Origin of the sequence: Caballeronia sp. SBC1, assembly GCF_011493005.1 — a bacterium.
Taxonomy (GTDB): Bacteria; Pseudomonadota; Gammaproteobacteria; order Burkholderiales; family Burkholderiaceae; genus Caballeronia.
In genome coordinates, this window is record NZ_CP049156.1 from 2,443,000 (window position 1) to 2,466,873 (window position 23,874).

Annotated in this window: 23 protein-coding genes; 11 read left to right on the plus strand and 12 right to left on the minus strand. The window is 61.3% G+C overall.

Annotated features, from left to right (window positions below; all coding sequences use genetic code 11):
• Positions 1 to 152: 152 nt before the first annotated feature.
• Positions 153 to 605 (minus strand): CBS domain-containing protein, encoded by a 453-nt coding sequence (locus tag SBC1_RS10650; RefSeq protein WP_031359018.1) that lies wholly within the window; start codon positions 603 to 605, stop codon positions 153 to 155.
• A gap of 278 nt (positions 606 to 883) precedes the next feature.
• On the opposite strand from SBC1_RS10650, the gene SBC1_RS10655 reads away from it, so the two are divergent.
• From SBC1_RS10655 to SBC1_RS10665, 3 genes are all read left to right on the plus strand, one after another.
• Positions 884 to 2,209 carry an O-acetylhomoserine aminocarboxypropyltransferase gene (locus SBC1_RS10655; protein ID WP_165091934.1) on the plus strand — a complete coding sequence of 442 codons (1,326 nt, stop codon included), beginning with the start codon at positions 884 to 886 and terminating at the stop codon, positions 2,207 to 2,209.
• On the plus strand, positions 2,206 to 3,027 hold the full coding sequence (locus tag SBC1_RS10660; RefSeq protein WP_165091936.1) for an alpha/beta fold hydrolase: 822 nt from the start codon (positions 2,206 to 2,208) through the stop codon (positions 3,025 to 3,027). Before SBC1_RS10655 ends, SBC1_RS10660 begins: the two co-directional genes overlap by 4 nt.
• Before the next feature lie 211 nt (positions 3,028 to 3,238).
• On the plus strand, positions 3,239 to 3,559 hold the full coding sequence (locus SBC1_RS10665; protein ID WP_165091938.1) for an Mpo1-like protein: 321 nt from the start codon (positions 3,239 to 3,241) through the stop codon (positions 3,557 to 3,559).
• Positions 3,560 to 3,582: 23 nt separating this feature from the next.
• Here the strand turns inward: SBC1_RS10665 and SBC1_RS10670 are convergent, their stop codons facing one another.
• Positions 3,583 to 4,911, minus strand: coding sequence for a YihY family inner membrane protein (locus SBC1_RS10670; RefSeq protein ID WP_165091940.1), 1,329 nt, complete (start codon positions 4,909 to 4,911; stop codon positions 3,583 to 3,585).
• Between the two features lie 102 nt (positions 4,912 to 5,013).
• On the opposite strand from SBC1_RS10670, the gene wrbA reads away from it, so the two are divergent.
• The 4 genes from wrbA (at position 5,014) to SBC1_RS10690 (ending at position 8,480) form a co-directional block, all read left to right on the plus strand.
• Positions 5,014 to 5,616: an NAD(P)H:quinone oxidoreductase gene (wrbA, locus tag SBC1_RS10675; RefSeq protein ID WP_165091942.1), complete on the plus strand. Its 603-nt coding sequence runs from the start codon at positions 5,014 to 5,016 to the stop codon at positions 5,614 to 5,616.
• A 3-nt stretch (positions 5,617 to 5,619) separates the two neighbouring features.
• On the plus strand, positions 5,620 to 6,072 hold the full coding sequence (locus SBC1_RS10680) for a DUF2069 domain-containing protein (protein WP_370469557.1): 453 nt from the start codon (positions 5,620 to 5,622) through the stop codon (positions 6,070 to 6,072).
• Positions 6,073 to 6,182: 110 nt separating this feature from the next.
• On the plus strand, positions 6,183 to 7,646 hold the full coding sequence (locus SBC1_RS10685; protein ID WP_165091944.1) for an FAD-binding oxidoreductase: 1,464 nt from the start codon (positions 6,183 to 6,185) through the stop codon (positions 7,644 to 7,646).
• Between the two features lie 30 nt (positions 7,647 to 7,676).
• Positions 7,677 to 8,480, plus strand: coding sequence for a metallophosphoesterase (locus SBC1_RS10690; RefSeq protein ID WP_165091946.1), 804 nt, complete (start codon positions 7,677 to 7,679; stop codon positions 8,478 to 8,480).
• A 271-nt stretch (positions 8,481 to 8,751) separates the two neighbouring features.
• Here the strand turns inward: SBC1_RS10690 and SBC1_RS10695 are convergent, their stop codons facing one another.
• Positions 8,752 to 8,922, minus strand: a complete 171-nt coding sequence (locus SBC1_RS10695) for a hypothetical protein (protein WP_158934310.1) — start codon at positions 8,920 to 8,922, stop codon at positions 8,752 to 8,754.
• 172 nt (positions 8,923 to 9,094) lie between these two features.
• Positions 9,095 to 10,033: a LysR family transcriptional regulator gene (locus tag SBC1_RS10700; RefSeq protein WP_165091948.1), complete on the minus strand. Its 939-nt coding sequence runs from the start codon at positions 10,031 to 10,033 to the stop codon at positions 9,095 to 9,097.
• Between the two features lie 207 nt (positions 10,034 to 10,240).
• Between SBC1_RS10700 and SBC1_RS10705 the strand changes: the two genes are divergently transcribed.
• From SBC1_RS10705 to SBC1_RS10720, 4 genes are read left to right on the plus strand one after another with little or no spacing between them, the layout of a single operon-like run.
• Positions 10,241 to 11,740, plus strand: coding sequence for an efflux transporter outer membrane subunit (locus tag SBC1_RS10705; RefSeq protein ID WP_241201927.1), 1,500 nt, complete (start codon positions 10,241 to 10,243; stop codon positions 11,738 to 11,740).
• A 2-nt stretch (positions 11,741 to 11,742) separates the two neighbouring features.
• Positions 11,743 to 13,899, plus strand: a complete 2,157-nt coding sequence (locus SBC1_RS10710) for an FUSC family protein (protein ID WP_165091953.1) — start codon at positions 11,743 to 11,745, stop codon at positions 13,897 to 13,899.
• A complete protein-coding gene (locus tag SBC1_RS10715) occupies positions 13,889 to 14,089 on the plus strand; it encodes a DUF1656 domain-containing protein (protein ID WP_165091955.1) in 201 nt (66 codons plus the stop codon). The genes SBC1_RS10710 and SBC1_RS10715 overlap by 11 nt, the downstream gene beginning before the upstream one ends.
• A gap of 49 nt (positions 14,090 to 14,138) precedes the next feature.
• Positions 14,139 to 15,017: an HlyD family secretion protein gene (locus SBC1_RS10720; RefSeq protein ID WP_165091957.1), complete on the plus strand. Its 879-nt coding sequence runs from the start codon at positions 14,139 to 14,141 to the stop codon at positions 15,015 to 15,017.
• Here the strand turns inward: SBC1_RS10720 and astE are convergent.
• The 8 genes from astE to SBC1_RS10760 all read right to left on the minus strand — a co-directional run bounded on the left by astE (position 15,012) and on the right by SBC1_RS10760 (position 23,868).
• The gene (gene astE / locus SBC1_RS10725) at positions 15,012 to 16,043 is read right to left on the minus strand and encodes a succinylglutamate desuccinylase (RefSeq protein WP_165987606.1); all 1,032 of its coding nucleotides are present in this window, start codon (positions 16,041 to 16,043) and stop codon (positions 15,012 to 15,014) included. The two genes, SBC1_RS10720 and astE, sit on opposite strands and share 6 nt — an antisense overlap.
• The gene (gene astB / locus SBC1_RS10730; RefSeq protein ID WP_165987608.1) at positions 16,027 to 17,370 is read right to left on the minus strand and encodes an N-succinylarginine dihydrolase; all 1,344 of its coding nucleotides are present in this window, start codon (positions 17,368 to 17,370) and stop codon (positions 16,027 to 16,029) included. Before astB ends, astE begins: the two co-directional genes overlap by 17 nt.
• A 9-nt stretch (positions 17,371 to 17,379) precedes the next feature.
• Positions 17,380 to 18,855, minus strand: coding sequence for a succinylglutamate-semialdehyde dehydrogenase (astD, locus tag SBC1_RS10735; protein ID WP_165091963.1), 1,476 nt, complete (start codon positions 18,853 to 18,855; stop codon positions 17,380 to 17,382).
• Positions 18,856 to 18,865: 10 nt separating this feature from the next.
• A complete protein-coding gene (astA, locus tag SBC1_RS10740; protein WP_165091965.1) occupies positions 18,866 to 19,915 on the minus strand; it encodes an arginine N-succinyltransferase in 1,050 nt (349 codons plus the stop codon).
• On the minus strand, positions 19,912 to 20,967 hold the full coding sequence (gene aruF / locus SBC1_RS10745) for an arginine/ornithine succinyltransferase subunit alpha (RefSeq protein ID WP_165091967.1): 1,056 nt from the start codon (positions 20,965 to 20,967) through the stop codon (positions 19,912 to 19,914). The genes astA and aruF overlap by 4 nt, the downstream gene beginning before the upstream one ends.
• A gap of 43 nt (positions 20,968 to 21,010) precedes the next feature.
• Positions 21,011 to 22,222, minus strand: coding sequence for an aspartate aminotransferase family protein (locus tag SBC1_RS10750; RefSeq protein WP_165091969.1), 1,212 nt, complete (start codon positions 22,220 to 22,222; stop codon positions 21,011 to 21,013).
• Positions 22,223 to 22,469: 247 nt separating this feature from the next.
• Positions 22,470 to 23,285, minus strand: a complete 816-nt coding sequence (locus tag SBC1_RS10755; protein WP_165091971.1) for an ABC transporter ATP-binding protein — start codon at positions 23,283 to 23,285, stop codon at positions 22,470 to 22,472.
• Between the two features lie 148 nt (positions 23,286 to 23,433).
• Positions 23,434 to 23,868: a hypothetical protein gene (locus tag SBC1_RS10760; protein WP_241201928.1), complete on the minus strand. Its 435-nt coding sequence runs from the start codon at positions 23,866 to 23,868 to the stop codon at positions 23,434 to 23,436.
• Positions 23,869 to 23,874: the final 6 nt, after the last annotated feature.

Below are 23,874 nucleotides of genomic sequence, written 5' to 3' on the forward strand. Positions count from 1 at the left end.
CGTTACCGTTAAGGGGCGCAAAGGACCCCAAGGGACGAAAAAAATGCGCGCCGCTCGGGCGCGCATTTTGTGCGTGACGTTGTAATGCGCTTCGACCGGGGCGGTGTAACTCGTGGCGCCCTGTCAATCGTGCTAATCGCGCGACGCCTCGATCAACGCGCTTCTTCCTGCTGCTCAGGCCAGTCGCGGATGTAGGCCTTAAGCATCTTGTTCTCGAAACCCTGCTCTTCCACCACGGCCTTGGCCACGTCGTAAAAAGAAATCACGCCCATCAGCACATTCTTTTCCATGACCGGCAGGTAACGAACGTGATGCTCCAGCATCATGCGGCGCACCTCGTTCACGTCCGTTTCCGGCGTACACGTGATGGGATGGTCATCCATGACCTTACGGATAGTGGATGTGCCTACGCTGCCGCCGTTCTCGCTCAGCGTGAGGATAATCTCGCGGAACGTCAGCATGCCGGCGAGATCGCCGTATTCGATCACCACGAGTGAACCAATGTCGTGTGACGCCATTGTGTTGATTGCTTCGTGCAGCGGCGTATCGGGTGTAACCGTGAAGAGCGCGTTGCCCTTGACGTTCAAAATGTCGCTGACTCGCATGATTGTCTCCTCGCGAAAAGCCTGAATATCTGTCGATCCTAGCGGAAAGACAGTTAAAAAGAAAGCACGCAAGAACCCCGTGTTTTGTCTGCAAAAGCACGCCGGGCGGGCTTTTGCACCGGGTCGGCGCCCGGGTCGGTGCATGCGGCGCCAACACTGTCCTTGCGCTGCAGGGTGTCGCATGGTGCAAACGCCGACGCTGGCGTCTACCCCAAGTTTGCCGAGCCACACCCGATGTTACGATAAATGACTCTTTTCCCCATGGTAGCCCGCCCACGATGCCCGCCAACCGCTTCGACACGCTCGTGCTGCACGCCGGCGCTGCGCCCGACCCTACCACCGGCGCCCGCGCCACGCCGATCTACCAGACTACGTCGTTCTCGTTTCGCGACACCGATCACGCTGCGTCGCTCTTCAATATGGAGCGATCAGGACACGTCTATTCGCGCATTTCGAACCCGACCGTCGCCGTATTCGAGGAGCGCGTAGCCGCGCTGGAAGGCGGCGTGGGCGCGATCGGCACCGCCAGCGGACAGGCGGCGCTGCATCTGGCGATTGCTACGCTGATGGGCGCGGGGTCGCACGTGGTTGCTTCGAGTGCGCTGTACGGCGGCTCGCACAACCTGCTGCATTACACGATGCGGCGCTTCGGCATAGACACAACCTTCGTCCCGCCGCACGATGCCGACGCCTGGCGGGCAGCCATCCGGCCCAACACGCGTCTGCTGTTCGGCGAAACGCTGGGGAACCCCGGTCTCGATGTTCTCGACATCGAGACCATCGCAGAGATCGCGCATTCGAACCACGTACCGCTACTGGTGGATTCGACCTTCACCACGCCCTATTTGCTCCGTCCGTTTGACCATGGCGCCGACATCGTCTACCACTCGGCGACCAAGTTCCTGGGCGGCCACGGCACGACGATTGGCGGCGTGCTGGTGGACGGCGGCACGTTCGACTTCACAGCTACCGATCTTTTCCCCGAGTTCACCGAGCCCTACGATGGGTTTCACGGCATGGTCTTCGCCGAAGAAAGCACCGTCGCGCCGTTCCTGCTGCGCGCCCGTCGCGAGGGGTTGCGCGACTTCGGAGCCTGCCTGCATCCGCAAGCTGCATGGCAACTCTTGCAGGGCATCGAAACCTTGCCGTTGCGGATGGACCGGCACGTCTCCAACACCCGAAAGGTGGTTGAATTCCTGCTCGCTCACCCTGCCGTGGAAGGCGTGGCTTATCCGGAACTCGAAAGCCATCGCGACTACGCGCTCGCCAAACGCCTGCTGCCGCGTGGCGCGGGCGCCGTGTTCAGCTTCGACCTGCGTGGCGACGTGGCGGCGGCGCGGCGCTTCATTGAAGCGTTGACGCTGTTCTCCCATCTTGCCAACGTGGGTGACGCACGCTCGCTCGTCATTCACCCTGCTTCGACCACGCATTTCCGCATGGACGCCGCTGCCCTCGCCGCAGCGGGAATTGCACCGGGACGTATCCGGCTGTCGATTGGCCTGGAGGATCCCGACGATCTAATAGATGACCTCAAACGCGGCCTCAAGGCATCGCAGAAGGCTTCATCAAGTGCCGCCGCGAGCCGCGACGGGAGCCGCACATGATGCTCGAAGTCGAGGGCGCATCGGCCTACGCCTACACCGGCGGCCACGCGTTCGAGCCGGACCGTCCGGTGGCCGTGTTCGTGCATGGAGCCAAGCACGATCACAGCGTCTGGGCACTGCAGACACGGTACTTTGCCCATCACGGCCTGAACGTGCTCGCCGTCGACCTTCCCGGTCACAGCCGCAGCGCGGGCCCGGCTCGGCGAAGCATCGCAGCGCTCGCGGACTGGCTCGTCGCGCTACTGGACGCCGCCAAGGTCAAGCAGGCAATGCTGATTGGCCACAGCATGGGTTCGCTGATTGCGCTCGATTGCGCCGCACGTTATCCGTCTCGCGTCACCCGTCTTGCGCTGCTCGCCACCGCCTTTCCGATGACCGTGTCCGACGCGCTTCTCGATGCCGCGCTTAATCGCGAACCGGAGGCCATCGACATGGTCAACCAGTGGTCGCACTCGTCGATCGCCGCAAAACCGTCGTGCCCCGCGCCGGGCTTCTGGCTGCATGGCGCCAACCAGCGCCTGATGGAGCGCGTGTCCGCACTCGGCGAGCCCCACCTCTTCCATACCGATTTCAGTGCCTGCAACGCCTATGCAGAGGGACTTGAACGGGCAGCGGCGCTACGTTGCCCGGTACAGGTCATTGCCGGCCGCCTCGATGCCATGACGCCGCCCCGCGCCAGCCGGGCGCTGCTCGACGCGATGAAGCAAGCGGATGTCTCCGTTGAAACAGTCATGCTGGACGCCGGACACGCACTGATGAGTGAACAACCCGATGCGACCCTCGCCGCGTTATTCAGTTTTGCGACACAACCGGCTTAGGTGACAGATCACTTTGCAGCTCGTGAACTCGGCTCATGCACTAAACCTATGAATCGAGCTTACACGCCCTCTCCCCGATCCGCCATTAGCCGGATAGGAGGGGGTCTCCAACTATTCCGGGCCACAAGGAAACGCAGTTGCGCAGCGGCCTCAATCGCCGGAGAATGATTCTTGCAGAGCGAATGCTGCAACCTGCTCGAAGGAGACTGTCATGGCCCAAACCGCGCATTCCGATCACTTCGCGAGCTTCGCCGAGTTCTATCCTTACTACCTCGAAGAGCACCGCAATGTGGTGTCGCGCCGGCTGCACTTCATTGGTTCGCTGGGCGTGATTGGCTGCCTTGCAATGGCTATCGCCACGGGCGACTGGCTCTGGCTTCCCGCTGCCGTGATTTGCGGCTACGGCTTCGCTTGGGTCGGCCATTTCTTCTTTGAGAAAAACCGCCCGGCCACGTTTCGCCATCCGCTCTACAGCTTGATGGGCGACTGGGTCATGTTCAAGGATATTTGCGTGGGCAGGATTTCGCTTTAGCGCACTTCGGGACGCGAGGCGCTTCAGGCGGTTTGATGCGGCATGGACGTCACCTCTTGCGCCGCACGAGCGCCTTCCTGACGAGAAGCTGCGCGCGCCGCCAGCAACGTAGCCAGCGTGACGTCAAGTTTCTCGTTGCTCAGCGCATTCATCAGTACGCCGCGGTCAATGTGCGAGGAATCGAGGCGCAACTGATAATCCAGCTCTTCGCGCTCGATCACGAACAAATCGAACAGACTCGACACCGTGATCTGCTGCGGATTAGCGATCAGCACATAGCGCGGCACCCGCAGGTTCTCCAGCCGCGCAATCCATTCCAGGGAATCAAGTTTGCGAACCAGGCGCATGGAGGTATCCACGTCACAGCGCAGCATTCGTGCAAGCTCGAGCCCTGTGTAACCCGGCAAGCCGGCGTCACGCGCCTCCGCAAGGCGAGCGAGCAATTCGAGGGCATCGAGCAGATCGCTCCCCGGAAAATCATTTCGATGAAACTGGCCGATCCGGATTGCCGGCAACGCCGACGTGAGCATTGCGCCGATCAGCGTGATCATCCAGCACAAATAGACCCATAACAGGAACACGGGCAACGCCGCGAACGCGCCATACACAGCGGTATAAGTTGGAATACGGCGCACGTAATAGCCAAAACCGCGCTTCGCCAGTTCGAACGCGATAGCCGCAACGAGTCCGCCGACCAGCGCGTCACGCCACTCCACTTTGCAATTCGGCAAGAACACATAGAGCATGGAGAACGCCAGCATTGTGAATGGCAGCGTCGCGCTGGCGAGCGCCCACTCGACCACCGGCGGCAGGAGGTTGTGGGAGCCGGCAAATGCAATGGACTGCGCGAACAGGTAGGACGACATCGACAAACTCACCCCGAACAGAATGGGACCGAGCGTGATGATGGCCCAATACACCAGCACGCGTTGAGCGAACGGCCGCGATTTGCGCACGCGCCAGATCACGTTGAACGCGGACTCGACAGTCATCATGGTCATCACCGACGTGACGAACAAGATGATCATGCCGACCGTGGTCAGCCCCTTTGCCTTCGATGCAAACTGGTTCAGGTACTTGAAGATCTGGCTGTTGATTTGCGATGGCATCAGGTGCACGGCAAGAAAATCCTGCAACGACATCTGGAACGAAGCAAAAATGGGAAACGCGGTAAAAAGCGCGAACGCGACCGTCGCAAGCGGCACGAGCGACAACACGGTGGTAAATGTCAGGCTACCGGCTACCTGCGGCACGCGATCCTCACCCGTACGACGGGCGACGAAGGCGGCAAGCCGCTTCGTTGTGTCGAGATCGATGGGAAACTTCAGCAAGAATCTCTCTCCTTGAAACATTGCAACGGATCCGCAAGGCGGCTTGAATAGCCAGGCAAAAGCACGCCAAAAAGCCACGCCCGCGCACCCGATCCTTATAATACCCGTTCACCGAAAAGGCTCATGAACGACATTCTCGTGCTCTATTACAGCCGCAACGGCGCCACCCGCGAACTCGCCCAGGCGATTGCTCAAGGCGTCGACAGCGTGCCCGGCATGCAAGCGCGCGTGCGCACCGTGCCTCCTGTCTCCGCCGTTTGCGAAGCCACGCAGCCGGATATCCCGGCCGACGGCCCACCGTATGCCGAAGTGCGTGACCTGGAAGAATGCGCCGGGATCGCGCTCGGCTCACCCACGCGATTCGGCAACATGGCGGCCCCGCTGAAATATTTCCTCGACGGCACCTCGCCCCAATGGTTGTCCGGTGCGCTCGCTGGCAAACCCGCCAGCGTCTTCACCTCCACGGGCAGTTTGCATGGCGGGCAGGAAACCACCCTGCTTTCCATGATGCTGCCCTTGCTTCATCACGGCATGCTGATAGTGGGCATTCCGTACACCGAGCCGAAGCTGACCACCACGCAAACCGGGGGCACGCCTTATGGCGCATCCCATTTCGCCCGCGCTGAAACGGCCGACAGCGGCATCTCCGCCGACGAGAAAGCATTGGCCATGGCACTCGGCGCGCGCCTGGCCACTACAGCGCTCACGCTTCAACGCGGCGCCTGATTGATGACCACAACGCCCGTCATGAACGAAGCCAGCACCCAACCCGGCTTTGCACGCGGCGCGCTGTTCAGCCTGATTGCGCTGATTGCGTTGTCGATCGCGTGGGAGCTTTGGCTCGCGCCGCTGCGCCCGGGCGGCTCCGCTCTGGCGCTCAAGGCAATCCCGCTGCTGTTCGCGCTGCGCGGCACGATCCGGCGCGACGTGTACACGCTGCAATGGGCGTCGATGCTCGTGCTGCTGTACTTCGCTGAAGGCATTGTGCGCGGCATGACGGACAGCGGATTATCAGCACGCCTTGGCTGGCTCGAAGCGCTGTTCGCCCTTGCGTTCTTCGTCTGTGCGCTTGGTTTTGTCGCGCCGTTCAAACGCGCTGCACGCGCTGCGAAACGAGCAAAGGCTGCAACAGCTGCGACAACCTCAGAGCCAGACTCAACGCCCGACGGCAATCATTTGTAGCACGGAACAGCCTGCGCAAACGAGACCTATGCCATCAGGCCAGGGTTCGCCCGACCCGACGTTACGCGATACTGTGTCACCTGTTGTCCACGCCACCGCTACCGAAACCCATGACCGCATCCAACCGTTCACGTTACTTTGCTGAAGCCTGTATCGAAGCGATTGGCGCCGCCCATGTGCTGACCAACGCCCACGACACCGCGCCGTTTCTCACGGACTGGCGCAAGCGTTATCACGGCCAGACGTGCGCCGTGCTGCTTCCCGGCACCACCGAACAGGTCGCTAAAGTCGTGCAGCTCGCTCGCGAATTCCGTTTCCCTATCGTGCCGCAAGGCGGCAACACCGGTCACTCCGGCGGCGCAACGCCAGACGCCAGCGGCACGCAGGTGGTTATCGGCTTGCGCAGGCTGAACCGGATTCGCGATGTTGATCCACTCAACAACACCATCACGGTGGAAGCCGGCGTGATCCTCGCCGATATCCAGGCGCGCGCCGAGCAGGAACAGCGGCTGTTTGCCCTGAGCCTCGCCGCCGAGGGAAGTTGCACGATCGGCGGCAATCTTTCAACTAACGCCGGAGGCACAGCCGTTCTGCGCTATGGCAATACGCGCGAGTTGTGCCTCGGGCTGGAAGTGGTGACGCCGCAAGGTGAAATCTGGGACGGTTTGCGCGGCCTGCGCAAGGACAACACCGGCTACGATCTGCGCGACCTGTACATTGGTGCGGAAGGAACGCTCGGCATCATTACCGCCGCTGTGATGAAACTGCATCCGGCGCCTATCGCTCGCGTAACGGCGCTCGCCGCGCTGCCTTCACCACAGGCCGCGCTCGATTTCCTTGCTACCGCACAGCGTTACGCCGGTCCGTTGCTGACCGGCTTCGAGCTGATGTCGGATTTTTCGCTTCATCTGGTCTCCAAGCATTTCCCGCAAATGCGTTATCCGTTCAGCAAGAAACACGGTCAAACCGTGTTACTCGAATTGTCAGATAGCGAAAGCGAGGAGCACGGCCGAGCGCTCCTCGAACGGCTGATGGAGCATGCCATGGAGCAAGGCCTGGTCGAGGACGCAGTCGTAGCGGAGAATTTGTCGCAGTCGAAGGCGTTCTGGAACTTGCGCGAACATATTCCGCTCGCGCAGGCGGCGGAAGGACTCAATATCAAGCACGATATCGCGGTACCTATTTCCCGTATCGGCCATTTCATCGAGACAACCGACGCGCTCATCGCCCAAGCCATTCCGGGTGTGCGCATGGTGACCTTCGGCCATCTCGGCGACGGTAATCTGCACTACAACGTTCAGGCGCCGGAAGGGGTAGATCCCGAAAGCTTTCTCGCCGAATTCCAGGCGCCGGTCAATGCGCTAGTGTATGAAAGCGTGCACGCGCATCGCGGCAGCATCAGCGCTGAGCACGGGTTGGGACAATTGAAGGTTGCCGAGGCAATGCACTACAAATCCCCGGTGGAAGTGCGGCTCATGCGCGCGCTCAAGACAGCGCTCGACCCCGAGAACCTGATGAATCCGGCCAAGGTGTTGCCGGACGTGCGTGCGCCGGGTGCGCCGCGCGCGTCGTAACGTCGTAATAGTATTGAGGAGATAAGCGCCGTGAAGATTCGCGTTCTGTCCGACCTGCATCTCGAGCACGACGAACCGCTCGCCATTCCGTACGCGGAGGCCGATCTCGTCGTGCTAGCCGGCGACATCCACAATCACGCGGAAGGTCTGCGCTGGGCGGCGGAAAACTTCGGTTCGGAGGTACCGGTTGTGTATGTGCCGGGCAACCACGAGTATTACGACGGTGAATTCGGCGCACTCGAAAGCGCGATGCAGGATGCCGCGCGCAGCTTGCCCAACGTGCATTTCCTGAACAACACCGCCCTCACCGACCGATACGGCAAATGGCGCGTGCTCGGCACCACGTTGTGGACGGATTTCGCGTTGTTCGGCCCGAGCGATGAGGCGTTGCGCGAGTCCATCGCGGCAGCCGAACGGGTGATGCTCGACTTTCGGGGAGTGATCCAGGTTGCATGGCCCGAGCCCGAAGACGAGCCACGCTCGTTTAGTCCCAGCGACTCGCTGGCGCTCCACGAGCAAGCGCGGGCGTGGCTGGAACATGAGCTGGCAAAACCCTTCGATGGCAAGACGATTGTCGTCACGCATCACGCACCGCTCAAACAGAGCCTGGCTGAGAAGTTTGCGACGGATCGTGCATCGGCGGGTTTTGTGAGCGATCTAGCCTCGCTCGTGCGCGCGCCGGTTGCGCTGTGGGTTCATGGCCACACGCACACCGCATTTGACTACGTCGCAGAAGGAACGCGCGTGGTCTGCAATCCGCGCGGGTACCGCGACCGACGCACGGGGGCGCCTGAAAATCCGTTGTTCAAATGGGACAAGGTGGTCGAGATCTGAGCGGCCCGCGGCAACGAATCGCCAGGAAGCGCGTTTTCGGAACGGGGACGCCGCGAGCGTGCGGCCGGGGCGGTGAGACAAACGCGAACGCGAACACCACCCGGGCGGCCGCTTTCCTAACCGAGCTGTAAACGCGTTGGGAACGTTATGGGTAAAAAATACCGGTTCGCGAACGAGAACCGTCAGGCATCGGATACGATTTACCCGGCGCAGGGTTGCAACTCACTGCGCCACTGTAAAAACAAAAGACCGAAAGATCGGTCTTTTTTGATCAACGATCCGACGAATCGCGCGATTGACGGTTCTTACGCTCGTCAATACGGATCGGGATCAGGCGCGCGCGTTTCGCATTCTCGCGGGCGGTACGCAGCAATTCACGGGTAGCGGGCACGGCGATCAGAGCCAGCAGTGCGTAGATGGCGATCATCAGCGGCGTATTCATAACTTCCTCGGATATTGTCGAATCGGTAAAAGTGAATCGGTGAAGCCAAAAGACAAACTATAAGCTATCAAGATGCGGCCGAAATAGACGTAAGCAAGTGTTGCATCGCGGCAAATGTAAAACACTGATGAAAGCACATTAACCGGCTTACCCCATTCTCCTGCTCATAAGCTTACGACGCCACAAATTCCTGCAGCGATTTTTCATCAATGGCAAGTGCGGCAGGCAACTCAGCACGCAAATACTCCACCCAGGTCCGGATTTTCGCATCCAGGTACTGACGGGACGGATACAGCGCAAACACGTTGAGCATCTGCATGGTGTATTGCGGCAAAACACGCACCAACGTCCCCGCGCGCAATGCAGGCAACGCTGACGAAGTCGGCAATATCCCCACGCCCATGCCTTCGCTGATTGCCACGGCCATGGCTTCAGCCACATTCACCGTGAAGGTCGCCGGTCCGAGACTGATGGTTTCTTGCCCGTTCGGACCGTCAAAGGTCCATTTGTTTGGCGGAAACGCAGGCGTCATGAGTTGCAAGCACGTATGCCGCACCAGATCGGACAAGACATGCGGCACGCCGTGTTCCTGAATATAGCCGGGCGATGCGCAGGCAATGCTGAACGCAGTTCCCAGTCGTTGGGAAACCAGTCCTGAGTCGGGCAATTCAGTGCCGAGGACGATCGACACGTCAAAGCCCTCATCCAGCAGGTCGGGCACGCGCTGCGCGAGCGTCAGGTCGATCTGCACCGACGGATGCAGTTTCTGGTAGCGCGAAATCATCGGGACGATGTAATGCTGGCCGATACCCGCCATGGCGTGCATCTTGAGCTTGCCAGCCGGGCGCGCGTGGGCATCGCCGGCTTCAGCTTCCGCCTGATCCACATAAGCCAGGATCTGCTCACAGCGCTGCAGATAACGCTCGCCAGCTTCGGTCAGCGCAATGCGGCGCGTGGTCCGGTTGAGCAAGCGAGTGCGTAAATGCGCTTCGAGATCGGAGACGGCGCGCGATGCATAGGCCGTGGTCGTGTTCAGCTGCTGAGCCGCGGCGGTAAAACTGCCGGCTTCAACAACGCGTGAAAACACGCGCATGTTTTGAAGCGTATCCATGAGCCTTGAGTCTCGTTCAAGTGATGCCGCGTTGTCGCCGCATTGTTGCGTTATGGGCAACGATGATTACCTCATAACTCGTAACAATGCTTTGCATTTTTACCGGTTACTCGTCAATCAGGGCAAAAATATAATTCTGGTCTGTGTCTCAATCCATTTTGAGAAATAATTTTGCTAGTCCGCACGTTCAGAAAGACCATCATTCCGGTGGTTCTTACATTTATTTTAACAATAGCCGGCTGCGCGAGCACTAAAAACGTCGGTCCCGAAGATACTCTCAAGGACGCGTCTACGCTCGATGCCGGCGCGACGCTGCGCGCGGCTAACGCCGACGCGGCGTGGCCGGCGTCGACATGGTGGCGCGCCTATGACGACCCGCAGCTCGACGCGTGGGTTGCGCGTGCGCAGGCCGGAAATCCAACGCTAGCGCTGGCTGCCGCACGCGTACGCGAAGCCCGCTCGATGGCGGGCGTGGCGCAAGCCGCCCTCGCGCCTCAAGTCGACGGATCGCTGGCAATCAACCGCCAGCAGTGGCCGGAAAACGGCTATTACGGCCCCGGCACTTTCAACAACGTCAACACTTGGGACAACACGGCCGCGCTGCAACTGTCGTATAACCTCGACCTTTGGGGCCGCGACGGCAACGCGACGGAACGCGCGCTCGATGCCACTCATGCTCGCGCGGCCGATGCCCGCGCCGCGCAACTCGAACTCGAAGCAAACGTGGTACGCGCATACATTGGTTTATCGCAGGGATTTGCGTTGCGCGACATCGCTCAATCCACGCTCGACCAGCAGCAGAAAATCGCGGCGCGTGCGCGTCGGCGGCTGCAGGGCGGGATTGGCACGCAGCTTGAAGTCGCGCAGGCGGAAGCGTCGTTGCCGGATTACGAGCGCCAGGTCGAGACCTACGATGAAGCCATCGCGCTCGCCCGTAACCAGCTCGCGGCGCTTGCCGGCGCGGGACCGGGTGCGGGCGATTCGATCACGCGTCCCGTGCTGTTGCTGGCAACGCCGCTCGGCTTGCCGTCAGCTTTGCCCGCTGAACTGATCGGACGTCGCCCGGACGTGGTGGCGGCGCGCTGGACGGTTGCGGCTCAGGCGCGCGGTATCGATGTCGCGAAGGCGCAGTTTTATCCGAATATCAACCTCATGGCGTCGCTTACTCAAATGTCCGCGGGGGGCGCGCTGCTGACGTTCCTCACCGGCAACGGCAGCGGCTGGACAGCGGGACCCGCTGTGACGCTGCCTATTTTCGAAGGTGGGCGGCTGCGCTCGCAACTTGGGGCAGCATCGGCGCAATACGACCAGGCCGTCGATCACTACAACACCACGCTGGTCGCGGCATTGCGCGATGTCGCCGATCAGGTCGTGCGGATCAAGTCGCTCGATCGTCAGCTCGACGCGTCAGGCCGCTCGGTTGCGGCTGCGCAGAAGAGTTATCGACTGGCTGACGAGGGGTATAAGCGCGGCTTGACCGACTACCTGAACGTGCTCGTCGCGCAAACGCAATTGCTGCGCGCACAGGACGGAGAGGCGCGCGTGCGCGCTGAACGGCTCGCGGTGTATGCGACGTTCTCGGCGGCATTGGGTGGCGGCATCGATAGTTCCAGCGACAGCCCCGCCGACACGCAGATGAAACCCGCGAAGCATATCGGGCCGTTCGCGCAGCGTAAGGACGCGTCGTCCGGCGCCCGGAGCGAGTGAGCATGTCGACGCCCTCCTCCACGCTGAACCGCCCCCACCCGCTGCTCGCGGACTGGGCGCTCACCGACGGCCTCGCGTGGATTCACATCTTCAAGGTGGCGCTGGCAGCGCTCCTCACGCTGTGGATCGCGATGCGTCTCGATCTGCCGCAACCCCGAACCGCGATGACGACGGTGTTTGTCGTGATGCAGCCGCAAAGCGGCATGGTGTTGGCGAAAAGTTTTTACCGCTTCTGCGGGACGCTCGTCGGCCTCGTGGTGATGCTCGCGCTGATCAGCCTGTTCTCGCAACAACCGGTTCTGTTTCTAACGGCGACGGCGCTCTGGGTCGGCATTTGCACGGCGGGCGCAGCGCGTAACCGCAATTTTCGCTCGTACGGTTTCGTGTTGTCGGGTTATACGGCCGCGCTCATTGGCATACCGGCCGCACAGCATGCGGACGCGGCCTTCCTGACAGCAATGACCCGCGTAGCCGAGGTATCGTTAGGCATCCTGTGTTCTGGCGCGGTCAGCGCGCTTGTCTTTCCTCGGCATGCCGGCGAACAAGTCCGCGCCACCGTGCGGCGGCGTTTCACTGCGTTCGTTGACTACGTGTCGAAGGCGTTGGACGGCGGTATCGAACGCTCGCAGATCGAGCGCATCAACGCGGCGTTCGTCGCCGATGTAGTCGGCCTTGAGGCTGCGCGCAGCGTGGCCGTATTCGAAGATCCCGACACGCGCATGCGCAGCGGCCGCGTCGCGCGGCTGAACGGCGAATTCATGAGCGTATCTACACGCTTTCACGCGCTGCATCAGTTGATGAACCGGCTGCGGGTCAACGGCGCAGCGGTGACGGTCGACGCTTTGGAACCCTATTTCCGCAAAGTCGCGCCTTTGCTCAGCGCCGCCGGCGCGCCGGTGGAGAAAGCCGCCGATGCTGCCCACGCCGCCGCGCAACTCGACACATTCAAAGCCGCGCTGCCCAAGCGCATCCGGGCGACGCGGCGTGAACTCGATCCGACAATCGACCTGCTCGAATTCGATACCGCGGCGGAACTGCTGTATCGCTTCGTGGATGACCTGCATGCCTACACGCTGACTTATGCGTCGCTGGCAGTGCCCACGCACGAGCGCGAGCACTGGATCACGCGGTATGTGCCGAAGACCAGCCTGCTCGCCGCGGGTGTTTCAGGACTGCGCGCGTTCGCGGTGATCCTGGTTTTGAGCGGCTTCTGGATCATCTCGGCGTGGCCGAGCGGCGGCACAGCGGTGCTCGACGCGGCAGCGGTTATTGCACTGGCCTCGTCGTCGCCGCGGCCCACGCAAATGGCCTTCCAGATGGCGGCGGGCACCGCGCTCGCGACCGTCGCCGGCATGATCGTGGTGTTTGCGCTGTATCCGCACGTCGATGGCTTCCTGCTGTTGTCGGCCGTGCTCCTGCCCTTCCTGATGCTCGGCGTTTTCATCAGTACGCGGCCCGGCATGATGGGCATTGGCGTCGGTTATTGCATCTTCTTCTGCTTTCTCGCCGGCCCGGATAACGTCATTCAGTACGATCCGTCTGCCTTCATCAACGACGCCATCGCGTTGGTCGTTTCCATGCTCGTTTGTTCTATGGCGTTTGCGGTGCTGCTGCCAACCGACGCGCCGTGGCTGCGCCGTCTGCTGATGCGTGAATTGCGGCGGCAAGTAGTGACAGCAAGCAAGGGCAGCCTGACCCGGCTCGCGATGCGTTTTGAAAGCGGAGCACGCGATCTCCTTTCGCAGCTCGACGCGCTCGCGGCAGGCCGGGAGGATCTGCAGCGCGACGCATTGCGCTGGTTATTCGCGGTGCTTGAAGTGGGCCACGCGGTGATTGATCTGCGTACCGAATTGAACCGATCGAACACTGGCACATGCACGACGGCGTCGATCACGCAAGCGCTGCATCAGGTGGCCCGCCTCTTCGATCACCCCACCCCTCGACGCTTCGATGCCGCGTTATCGGCGACCACGCTGGCCATCGACGACCTGCGAGCGCTGCTCGATACCGTGCACGAGCCTCGCGAAGAACGGCATCGGCTGCAACGCATGTCGAGTCATCTGCATTTCATTCGTACGGCGTTGCTCGATCCGCAATCTCCGCTAGGCCATCTCAGCCAGCCCGAACTCTCGCCCGAAGGAGCACCCCATGCCGCGTGATATCGCCATTCTCGACGCCTACGTGCCGACCATCCTGCTGCTGTTTATCGCGGGCGGCTTGCTGACCTGGTTCATCGACCGGCTGCTCGCGCTCACGGGCTTGTATCGCGTGGTGTGGCATCCGTCGCTCTTTCGCGCTTGTCTACTCGTGTGTACGTGCGGCCTGTTTGGGCTCGCGGTGTATAGCTGAACCATCGCTGAAATATCGCTGAATATTGTTGAAGGACTAAAACCGCATCATGATCATCAGGAAAATTTTCGGCATCTTCATGACCGCGCTGATTTTCTGCGCAGCCATCTTGATAGGGCGTGTGCTCTGGGTGCATTACATGGACCAGCCGTGGACCCGCGACGGCCGCGTGCGCGCCGACGTCATCAACGTCGCGCCCGATGTCTCGGGCGCGGTCGTGACCATGCCGGTCGCCGATAACCAGTTCGTGCACAAGGGCGACCTGCTAATGGAAATCGATCCGTCGCACTACAAGATCGCGGTAGAACAGGCGCAGGCCACCGTCGCCGCGCGCCAGGCGGATTTACGCATGCGTCGCGACGACGCCGCGCGCCGTGCTGATCTGGATAACGAAGTGGTGTCGAAGGAATCACGCGATAACGCGAGCCAGGCCGCATCCGGCGCCGCCGCGAACTTGCAGCAGGCACAGGCAACGCTTGATGCTGCTGAGCTCAATCTCACGCGCACCAAGGTGTTTGCGCCGGTGGACGGCTATGTGACGAACCTGAACGTGCATCGCGGTGACTACGCGACGACGGGCTCAGCGAAGCTCGCTATTGTCGATAGTCACTCGTTCTGGGTCTATGGATATTTCGAGGAAACGAAGCTGCCGCGTGTGCGTATTGGCGATAAAGCCGAGATGCGGCTGATGAGCGGCGGCGTGTTGAAAGGCCACGTGCAGAGTATTTCGCGCGGCATCTATGACCGCGATAATCCGCAAAGCCGTGAACTGCTCGCCGATGTGAACCCCACGTTCAACTGGGTGCGGCTCGCGCAGCGGGTGCCGGTACGCATTCATATCGACGAGGTTCCGGCAGATGTCGTGCTGGCTGCAGGAACGACCTGCACGGTGGTTGTAGAGCCTACCGGCAAGCCGAGCGCTTTATAGCGAGTCGAACGTTTCCTGAGTCGTATCAATAACCATGAGCCCTGCCCTCAATCCCGGCTTCACCGTCGGATTCGGAAACACGATGCGCTCCTCGTCGCGAACCACTTCATACGTGTAATCGCCATCTTCGGCGAGCACCGTGCCCCGCGCGAATGGCGTGAAGTTCGCGACATCGCCGGCTACGTGGAGCTTGAACTCTTCGCTCTGTTTGTCGATTTGTCCGACCACCGTGAATACCTTCAGCGGCTGGCTGGACGGCTTTATGGGCGCAAGGCCCGCAATGAGCCTTCGCAGCGCGGCGTCCGATGCGGCGAAGCGCGACAGATCGTTGTGTCCAAACGCCCGCACCTTGCCAAGCTCCAGCGTGCAAGCTAACGCGCCCGATTGCTCGGCCGTGAAATGCGTGAACGTGTTCGACTTCTCTTTATGCAGCAACACCGCCGATAACCCCGCGTCCCGCAACCAGTCGAACATCACCCGTGACAGCGGCGCGCCCGTGTACGGCAACAACGCAAATTGCTCGAACACTGATGGCCGGATGGCCGTGTGCATGTCGATGTGCCACTTCGCTTGAGTTGAGCCGGCGTCAGCCTCGGCGAAAAACGCCCGCGTCACGTTCTCCAGTTCCGCCGCTCGCGGAGATTCATGACTCGCCGCCAGCTCAAGATACCGGCCGTTGAATAGCCGGTTGAGATCATCGTCGCGATACCGGCAAGAGGCACGCATCGCGTCGATATTGCCAAAGATGACCAGCACGCGGCTCTTCAACACCGCCTTGCCGCTTGCGATATCCGCAACAAGCATCGACAGGATTTCGATTGGCGCGGTTTCATCGCCATGAATCCCTGCCGTTGCCACCACGCTTTGTAGCACCGCGCCTTCGGGTTCGAAGCGGACGATGCCATCGCCGAGCCACGTCCACTTCACACCGCTTGGCAACGTGCCTCCAGTCAGCGCGGGCTTTTTTCCATCGAGCACAAAGTCGAGAAAATTCGCGAACATGGCCGGCTCAACGCTGGAAGTCATAGATGGCGCCCAGCTTGAGAATGCCGGTCAACGCATCAAGCGCCGCGCGCGATTCATCGAGCAGTTTCAGGTCGGCGAGATCGGCGGGCGCAATGCGATCACGATAATGCGTGTCGATCCACGCATCGAGTTGCGCGAACAACGTGTCGTTCATCCAAACGCCCGGATTCACGGCGACCCGTTCCGCGTCGTTAAGCACCACGCGCAGTCGCAGGCAAGCGGGACCACCGCCGTTCTTCATGCTTTCGCGAAGATCGAAGACGAGCACGTCGTCAATAGACGTGGACCGTGCATGCAACGAATCAAGGTACTTGGCGACCCGCGCGTTTTCCCGGCACTCTTGCGGCACGACCAACACCTGTCGGCCGTCGGGTCGTGTCAGCAACTGGCTGTTGAACAGATACGACGAGACGGCATCGGCCACGCTGACTTCGTCTTCCGGCACTTCGATAGCGGTGAACGCGCCGCCATGTGTTTCGAGTTTCGCGCGAAGCTGGTCGTACACGCTTGCCTGATTCAGGAACGCCCGTTGGTGGCAGAACAACGTGTTGCGGTTGCCCACGGCGATCACATCGTTATGAAACACGCCGGCATCGATCACATCAGGAAGCTGTTGCGCGAACACGGTGGCGTCGTCGGAAAGACCATGAAGGCGCGCGACCGCACGACTTGCTTCCAGCGTCTGACGCGCGGGGAAACGCTTCGGTTCAGCCGAACCCTGAGCGTATTCGCTACGCCCATAGACGAAAAACTCCACACCCTTCTCGCCGTACTCGTTGCAAAAACGCGTGTGATTCGCCGCACCTTCATCACCTAACGCGGGTGTGCCCGGCAGTGCATGATGAATCCTGAAATGCTTCTCGTCAGAGAAAATGGCTGAGAGCGAACGGCGCGTTTCTTCATGCTCGATCGCACGATGCAACTTCGTGCTCAGGTTAGCCGGCGTGAAATGCACGCGGCCATCGTTCGTATCCGCCGATGGACTCACCGTCGCCGCGTTCGCGGTCCACATGGCCGAAGCGGAACTCGCCGCGGCCAGCAATTCGGGCGCTTCTCGCGCAGCGCGTTCGACTACCGTAGCGTCGTCGCCGGTGAAACCCAGGCTGCGCAGCAACTTGAGCGACGGCCGTTCGAGCGGCGGCAACACACCTTGGTGAAAGCCAAGGTCGGCCAACTGCTTCATCTTGCGCAGACCCTGCTTCGCCGCAGCCTTCGGATTAGCAGCCGATTTCTCATTGTTGCGCGACGCGACATTGCCGAACGACAGCCCCGCGTAGTTGTGCGTCGGGCCGACCAGCCCGTCGAAGTTCGCTTCGAATGCTTGCATCGTGGTTCCTCAGAACTGAAGGCCGGGCGAGACGCTCGCGGGCATTTGCAACTGGGTGCTTTCGACGGATGCCATAGGATACGAGCAATAATCCGCTGCGTAAAATGCGCTCGGCCGCTGGTTGCCCGAGCGTCCGATACCGCCGAACGGCGCCGCTGACGACGCGCCGTTCGTCGGCCGGTTCCAGTTCACAATGCCCGCGCGAATGGTGCGCTGGAAATGGGTCCACGCGGTTTCATCGTCGGCTAAGAGGCCAGCGGATAAACCGAACGCGGTGTCGTTGGCGCGTTCAATCGCCTGATCGAAGCTGCTGTAGCGCGTGAGTTGCAGCATAGGGCCGAAGTGTTCTTCATCAGGCACGTTGCGCGCATTCGTCACGTCGATGATCGCGGGCGTGACAAAGCCAAGCTGCGCAGAACGCTGCGTCATTTCAAGCAAGGGCTTGCCGCCCGCTTCAATCAACTGCGTCTGCGCCTGCACGAGCTTCGCTGCGGCGCGCGCCGAGATCACGGCGCCCATGAACGGTTGCGGGTCTGCGTCGAAGGCGCCCGTTTTAATCTTCGATGTCACGTCGATCAAGCGCTCGGTGAACCGCTCGCCGAATGCGTTATCCGGAACGAACAACCGGCGCGCGCACGTGCAGCGCTGCCCCGCCGACAAATACGCCGACTGGATCGTGTGATGCACGGCGGCGTCGATGTCCGCGACCTCAGCCACGACCAGCGGATTGTTGCCGCCCATTTCCAGCGCGAGCACGATCTCCGGACGGCCGCCGAATTGTCGATGCAGCAACGTGCCGGTATCCGAGCTGCCGGTGAAGAACAAGCCATCGATCTGTCGATGATTCGCCAGCGCGATGCCGGTGTCCTTCTCGCCTTGCACAAGATTCAGCACGCCAGCGGGCAAGCCGGCTTGTGCCCACAAGTCCACCGTCAACGCGGCCACTCCCGGCGCGAATTCCGATGGTTTGAACACGACCGTGTTCCCCGCGATCAACGCCGGGACAATATGCCCGTTCGGCAAATGTCCGGGGAAGTTGTACGGCCCGAACACAGCCACAACGCCATGCGGACGATGCCGCAAAACCGCGATGCCATCGGCCATTTCCTGGCGCTTCTCGCCGGTGCGTTCGTTATACGACTTGACGGAGATATCGACTTTGGCGGCCATGGTCGCGACTTCGGTCCGTGCTTCCCACAACGGCTTACCGGTCTCGAGACCGATGGTGTGAGCCAGCGTTTCCTTGTGCTCGGTCAGGAGCGCCGCGAAACGCCGCGCGATTGCAATGCGTTCGTCCAGCGTCAACGCGGACCACGAGGCGAACGCCCGTCGTGCTGAAAGCACGGCGCGCTCAACGTCCTGAGCCGCCGCGCTTGGCCCCTCCCAAACCACGTTGCCATTGCCCGGATTGCGCGATGCGAACGGCGCACCCGTGCCGTCGCTCCACGCGCCATCGATAAACAATTGAGTCGAAATCTTCGTCATGTTCCTTGTCCTAACTAGCGTTCTGCGTTGCGTTCTTCGCGCGCGGTTGCGATGCCAGCACACGCACCGTATCGCCGGCTTGCACGCGCAGCGCGGTGGCTTCTTCCGGTGTCAGCAGGAAGGTGCCGTCTTCGGGCACGCCAAACGTCGCGCCACAGCGGAAGTCGTCCAGCGATGTATTCGATACCAGGCTGCGGGCCTCGCCGTGCCCTGCACGCTCACCAATGCGCACCGTCACCAGCACGCTCTCGCGCACCGTGCGCAAGTCTGCTACGTGGCATTCGAGGACCGGGCCGGCATCGAAGATATCGACGTGATTTTCATAGCGCAGCCCTTCCGTTTCGAGCATCTTGCGCGCGGGCATGGTGTCGCGATGCGTCAACCCGACCGCCGCTTGCGCGTCTTCGGGCAGCATGGCGAGATAGACCGGATACCGCGGCATCAGCTCGGCGAGGAACGACTTCTTGCCGTGCGAGCTGAGATAGTCGGCGGCGTTGAAATCAATCTGATAGAAATGCGATCCCACTGCCTGCCAGAACGGCGACGCGCCGCTTTCATCGAAGTGACCGCGCAGTTCAGCGCACAGGCGCTCCGGGAAGCGCTCGCGGAATTGCGCGATAAACATGAAGCGTGAACGCGATAGCAAACCACCCACGCCGGCCGTGCGATATCGCGGGCTTAAGAAAAGCGAGCAGACTTCCGCGTAACCGGTGAGATCATGCGAGATGTTGAGCAGCGACATCTTGGTCCACACGCCCAGATCGCGGCTGGCATGCACGACCGTCGACACACGATAGTTATAAAACGGCTGCTCCAGCCCGACTTCGGTTTCAATACCGCACACGCCGGCAATATCACCCGTCGCCGTGTCTTCCATCGCGAACAGATACCCTGCTTCGAAGGGTTGAGCCTCATCGGCGAGCGTGCGCCGTGCACGTTCAACGCGCGCGGTCAGTGCATCGCGATCCGGCTTGAAGGTGGTGAGTCCGGGTCCCGTCTCGTGCGCGAGCGCGACGAGCGCGTCGACATCTCCAGGCTGCACGCAGCGGACAACGATCATTGCAATTCTCCCGAAGCCTGATGAAGCGGCACACAACGTACCGTATCGGAATCTTTCACGCTTAACACCTTGCACAGTTCAGCCGACAGCGGCGCACCGGTCGCACGCGAGGACGGCAGATTGACCAAAGCGCACCGGAATGCGTGCGCGCCGCCGGCTGCGATCAGGTACGGCGTGCCTGACGTGCCCATGTCATCCTGCGCGGTTCGCACGGCGCGAATTTCGTTCGCCAGCACGGACGCACTGCGCTCCACTGCGACGGTCAGAACCGGGCCGGCATCGAAGATATCGACGAAACGATCCGGCTCAAAACCCTCTTCAAGGTGGATGTCATACGCGAGCAACGCGCCGTCGTCCGGCTCGCCCAACACTCTTTGCGCTTCAGGCGGCAGCAGCGGCACATAAAGCGGATAACTCGGCATCACTTCCGCGATAAACGTACGGCTGCGGCCGCCCGATTCCAGTTCGACCTGCTCGAAATCGCGGCCGAAGAACTTGCGCCCGACCGCTTCCCAGAACGGCGACACGCCGGCTTCATCGGTGACGCCGAGCATCAGCGAGAAGACGTCGTCGGAGAAACGCTTGCGGTTCGCGGCCACGTACATCATGCGGGCGCGCGAGAGCAGATGCGCGGCGGCGTCGTGCGTGGCTTCGCGCACCGATGGGTCAATATAGAAACCCGTTAGACGGCTCTTGCCCGTGAGTTCATGCGACATGGTGAGCGCGTGAATCTTGCGGTTCACCTTGAGTTCGCGCGACGCGTGGATCAGCGCGTCGTTGCGGAACGCGTAGAACGGCTCCGAATATCCCGCCGATGCCACAATGCTCGAACTGCCAAGCAACGCGCCTGTCGTCGTTTCCTCAAGCACGAAGAGATAAAACTCCTCGCCCGGAAACTCGACTTCCGCGCGAAACGAATCTTCGGAAAGCGCAACGCGCGTTTCCAGCACACGACGATCGCGCGGCAACGAATGCAGCACCGGATGCGCGGCGTGCGCCATCCGTTCGAGCGCGTCGAGATCGGCGAGTCTTGCGGGGCGGACGATTAACATCGGCGGTTCCGTTGGTTGAGAGAATAGACCGAAGTCCGCACGTTCAATGCGCCACGTCGGCAATGGCCTTTTCGATGCGCGCAAAACCCTCGTCGAGATCGGCCATGGGCATGATCAGCGACGGCGCGAAACGCAGCACGTTCGGGCCTGCGATCAGCATGATCACACCGTGTTTTGCGGCAGCGTTAAGCACGTCCTTCGCGCGGTCCTTGTAGGCATCGGCGAGTTCGGCGCCGATCAACAGGCCCTTGCCGCGAATTTCCTTGAAAACGGAGAAACGTTCATCGATCCGCTTGAGATGCGCCTTGATCGCAGCGCTGCGTTGCTGCACGCCTTCGAGCACAGCAGGGTCGCTGATCAATTCAACCACCTTGTCCGCAATAGCCGCGCCCAGCGGATTGCCGCCGTAAGTAGTCCCATGCACGCCGACCTTGAAATGCGCGGCGATCTTGTCCGTGGTCAGCATTGCGCCGATCGGGAAACCGTTGCCGAGCGACTTCGCGGTCGTCAGGATGTCCGGCGTCACGCCGTAACCCATGTACGCGTAGAACGTGCCGGTACGGCCCACGCCCGTTTGTACCTCATCAAAAATCAGCAACGCGCCGTGCTCGTCGCAGGCTTCGCGCAGACCCTGGAGGAACGCGGGATCGGCGGGCAGCACGCCGCCTTCGCCCTGCACCGGCTCGACGATCACCGCGCAGGTTTGCGGACCGATCGCTGCACGGGCTGCGGCCAGGTCGTTATAGGGAAGATGCGTGATGCCTTGCGGCGTCGGGCCGAAACCTTCGGCGTATTTAGGCTGGCCACCGACGCTGACTGTGAACAGCGTCCGGCCGTGGAAGGACTGCGTGAACGAGATGATTTCGACTTTCTGCGGACCGGTGTTGTCGATAGCGTAACGGCGCGCGAGTTTCAGCGCGGCTTCGTTCGCTTCCGCGCCGGAATTTGCGAAGAACGCGCGATCGGCGAAGGTCAGGTTCGTGAGGCGCGTGGCAAGCCGCAGCACCGGTTCGTTGGTGTAGCCATTACCGATATGCCAGAGCTTCTGGCCTTGATCGTGGAGCACTTTCAGCAGTTCGGGATGCGCGTGGCCCAACGCTGTCACCGCGATTCCGCCGGCGAAATCGACATAGTCACGGCCTTCCGTATCCCATACGCGCGAACCGAGTCCGCGATCCGGCACGAAATTCGCCGGTGAGAAAAGAGGCACCATCACTTCGTCGAACGTACCGCGCGTTACATTGATATCCGTCATGAACCGCTCCTTTGCTTGTTCGGGTATTTAGCCTGACACACTATGACAGGATGGTAGGCGCGCACGAGCGCCGCGTCTTGCGGGAACGCGACAAGGTTTCATGGTATTCGAGAGAATTGAGTCGTGTAAGTCAGCCGAAAGACATAGGCGCATGGGTCGGCCGAAGCAAATCGGCCACGGGGCGATCACGCTGATCGCCCCGCCAGGATCTCGTACCGGCGCTGAGTCCAGCCCTACGAGTCCGGCCCTACTTGAGACTGCCGGACAAAAATTGCTTCAGCCGTTCGCTCCTGGGCGTGCTCAGCACCTCAGCCGGCGCGCCCTCTTCTTCCGTGCGGCCCTGATGCAGAAACATCACATGATTCGATACATTGCGCGCAAAGCCCATCTCATGCGTCACCACGATCATCGTGCGGCCTTCTTCAGCCAGCTTCTGCATGACCTTGAGCACTTCGCCGACCAGCTCGGGATCGAGCGCGGACGTGGGTTCGTCAAAGAGCATCACGTCGGGATGCATGGCGAGCGCGCGAGCAATGGCCACCCGCTGCTGCTGGCCGCCCGACAAATGCGACGGATATTGCTTTTCAACCTTCGGCGCCAGCCCGACCTTCTCCAGGCATTCGCGCGCCCGTTCGCTCGCTTCCTTCTTCGATAACCCCAGCACATGCATCGGCGCTTCCATGACGTTTTCGATCGACGTCATGTGCGCCCACAAGTTGAAATGCTGGAACACCATCGCGAGCTTCGTGCGCACGCGCTGCAACTGCTTGTGGTCGGCGACTTCAAGATTACCCATGCGATCGGCTTTCGTGCGCACCGGCTCGCCGTCGACGATGATCTCGCCCGCGTTCGGCCGTTCGAGGAAGTTGATGCAGCGCAGAAAAGTACTTTTGCCCGAGCCGCTTGACCCGATGATGCTGATCACATCGCCGGCGTTGGCTGCGAGCGAGACGCCCTTGAGCACCTCGTTCTCGCCGAAACGCTTGTGGATATCGCGAGCGACGAGTTTGACCGCGGCGTTTTGCGCGGCGGCCGATGCAGCATTTTGTGCGGATGATTCCAACGCATTCTCCCCGGAAGATGGGTCTGACGGGTCCAAAAACCCGCCCTATGTCGATCATGGCTGCGGATTCTACCGAAAGCCGCCAGCGTGCAGGCATAGGGACAAACGCCCTCGCCTGGCGGCCAGCGGTCATCGGCGAGCGCATTGGTCAATCCTTGGCGTCCGGCGCGGGCGGCGGCGTCACGGCGCGCACTTGCTGCGCCACGCGGCCATTCGCCATCGCGATCTCGGGGCTGGATTGCAGCATCGGCAGGTATTGGACGTCGAAAGCGGCGTTGCGGCCCTTCGCGCCGAACATGGCCGTGACCGCGTGCGCCATGTCGATACGGCCGTCGGGCGTGGCGTCGGCGTCGTCGAGTACGTCGTCAAGCGCGGCAATCAGGGTGGAGAGCGGGCCAAGCCATTTGTACGCGCTGCCGTTGATTACGATCTGCAGGAACTCGCCGGGCGACACCACGCCGAATTCGGCTTCGTGCCGGGTACGCAATTCGTCGAGGATGCTACGGTGCAGCGCCAGCAGCGGGTGGCGCACGTCCTTGAGAAACGTGGTCGCGACCGGATCGGTCATCCTGATGATGGTCATGGTCAT

Coding starts and splice junctions, on each gene's coding strand:
- SBC1_RS10650 (WP_031359018.1), bottom strand. CDS start 605: ATGCGAGTCAGCGACATTTTGAACGTCAAGGGCAACGCGCTCTTCACG.
- SBC1_RS10655 (WP_165091934.1), top strand. CDS start 884: ATGCCCGCCAACCGCTTCGACACGCTCGTGCTGCACGCCGGCGCTGCG.
- SBC1_RS10660 (WP_165091936.1), top strand. CDS start 2,206: ATGATGCTCGAAGTCGAGGGCGCATCGGCCTACGCCTACACCGGCGGC.
- SBC1_RS10665 (WP_165091938.1), top strand. CDS start 3,239: ATGGCCCAAACCGCGCATTCCGATCACTTCGCGAGCTTCGCCGAGTTC.
- SBC1_RS10670 (WP_165091940.1), bottom strand. CDS start 4,911: ATGTTTCAAGGAGAGAGATTCTTGCTGAAGTTTCCCATCGATCTCGAC.
- wrbA (WP_165091942.1), top strand. CDS start 5,014: ATGAACGACATTCTCGTGCTCTATTACAGCCGCAACGGCGCCACCCGC.
- SBC1_RS10680 (WP_370469557.1), top strand. CDS start 5,620: ATGACCACAACGCCCGTCATGAACGAAGCCAGCACCCAACCCGGCTTT.
- SBC1_RS10685 (WP_165091944.1), top strand. CDS start 6,183: ATGACCGCATCCAACCGTTCACGTTACTTTGCTGAAGCCTGTATCGAA.
- SBC1_RS10695 (WP_158934310.1), bottom strand. CDS start 8,922: ATGAATACGCCGCTGATGATCGCCATCTACGCACTGCTGGCTCTGATC.
- SBC1_RS10700 (WP_165091948.1), bottom strand. CDS start 10,033: ATGGATACGCTTCAAAACATGCGCGTGTTTTCACGCGTTGTTGAAGCC.
- SBC1_RS10710 (WP_165091953.1), top strand. CDS start 11,743: ATGTCGACGCCCTCCTCCACGCTGAACCGCCCCCACCCGCTGCTCGCG.
- SBC1_RS10715 (WP_165091955.1), top strand. CDS start 13,889: ATGCCGCGTGATATCGCCATTCTCGACGCCTACGTGCCGACCATCCTG.
- SBC1_RS10720 (WP_165091957.1), top strand. CDS start 14,139: ATGATCATCAGGAAAATTTTCGGCATCTTCATGACCGCGCTGATTTTC.
- astE (WP_165987606.1), bottom strand. CDS start 16,043: ATGACTTCCAGCGTTGAGCCGGCCATGTTCGCGAATTTTCTCGACTTT.
- astB (WP_165987608.1), bottom strand. CDS start 17,370: ATGCAAGCATTCGAAGCGAACTTCGACGGGCTGGTCGGCCCGACGCAC.
- astD (WP_165091963.1), bottom strand. CDS start 18,855: ATGACGAAGATTTCGACTCAATTGTTTATCGATGGCGCGTGGAGCGAC.
- astA (WP_165091965.1), bottom strand. CDS start 19,915: ATGATCGTTGTCCGCTGCGTGCAGCCTGGAGATGTCGACGCGCTCGTC.
- aruF (WP_165091967.1), bottom strand. CDS start 20,967: ATGTTAATCGTCCGCCCCGCAAGACTCGCCGATCTCGACGCGCTCGAA.
- SBC1_RS10750 (WP_165091969.1), bottom strand. CDS start 22,222: ATGACGGATATCAATGTAACGCGCGGTACGTTCGACGAAGTGATGGTG.
- SBC1_RS10760 (WP_241201928.1), bottom strand. CDS start 23,868: ATGACCATCATCAGGATGACCGATCCGGTCGCGACCACGTTTCTCAAG.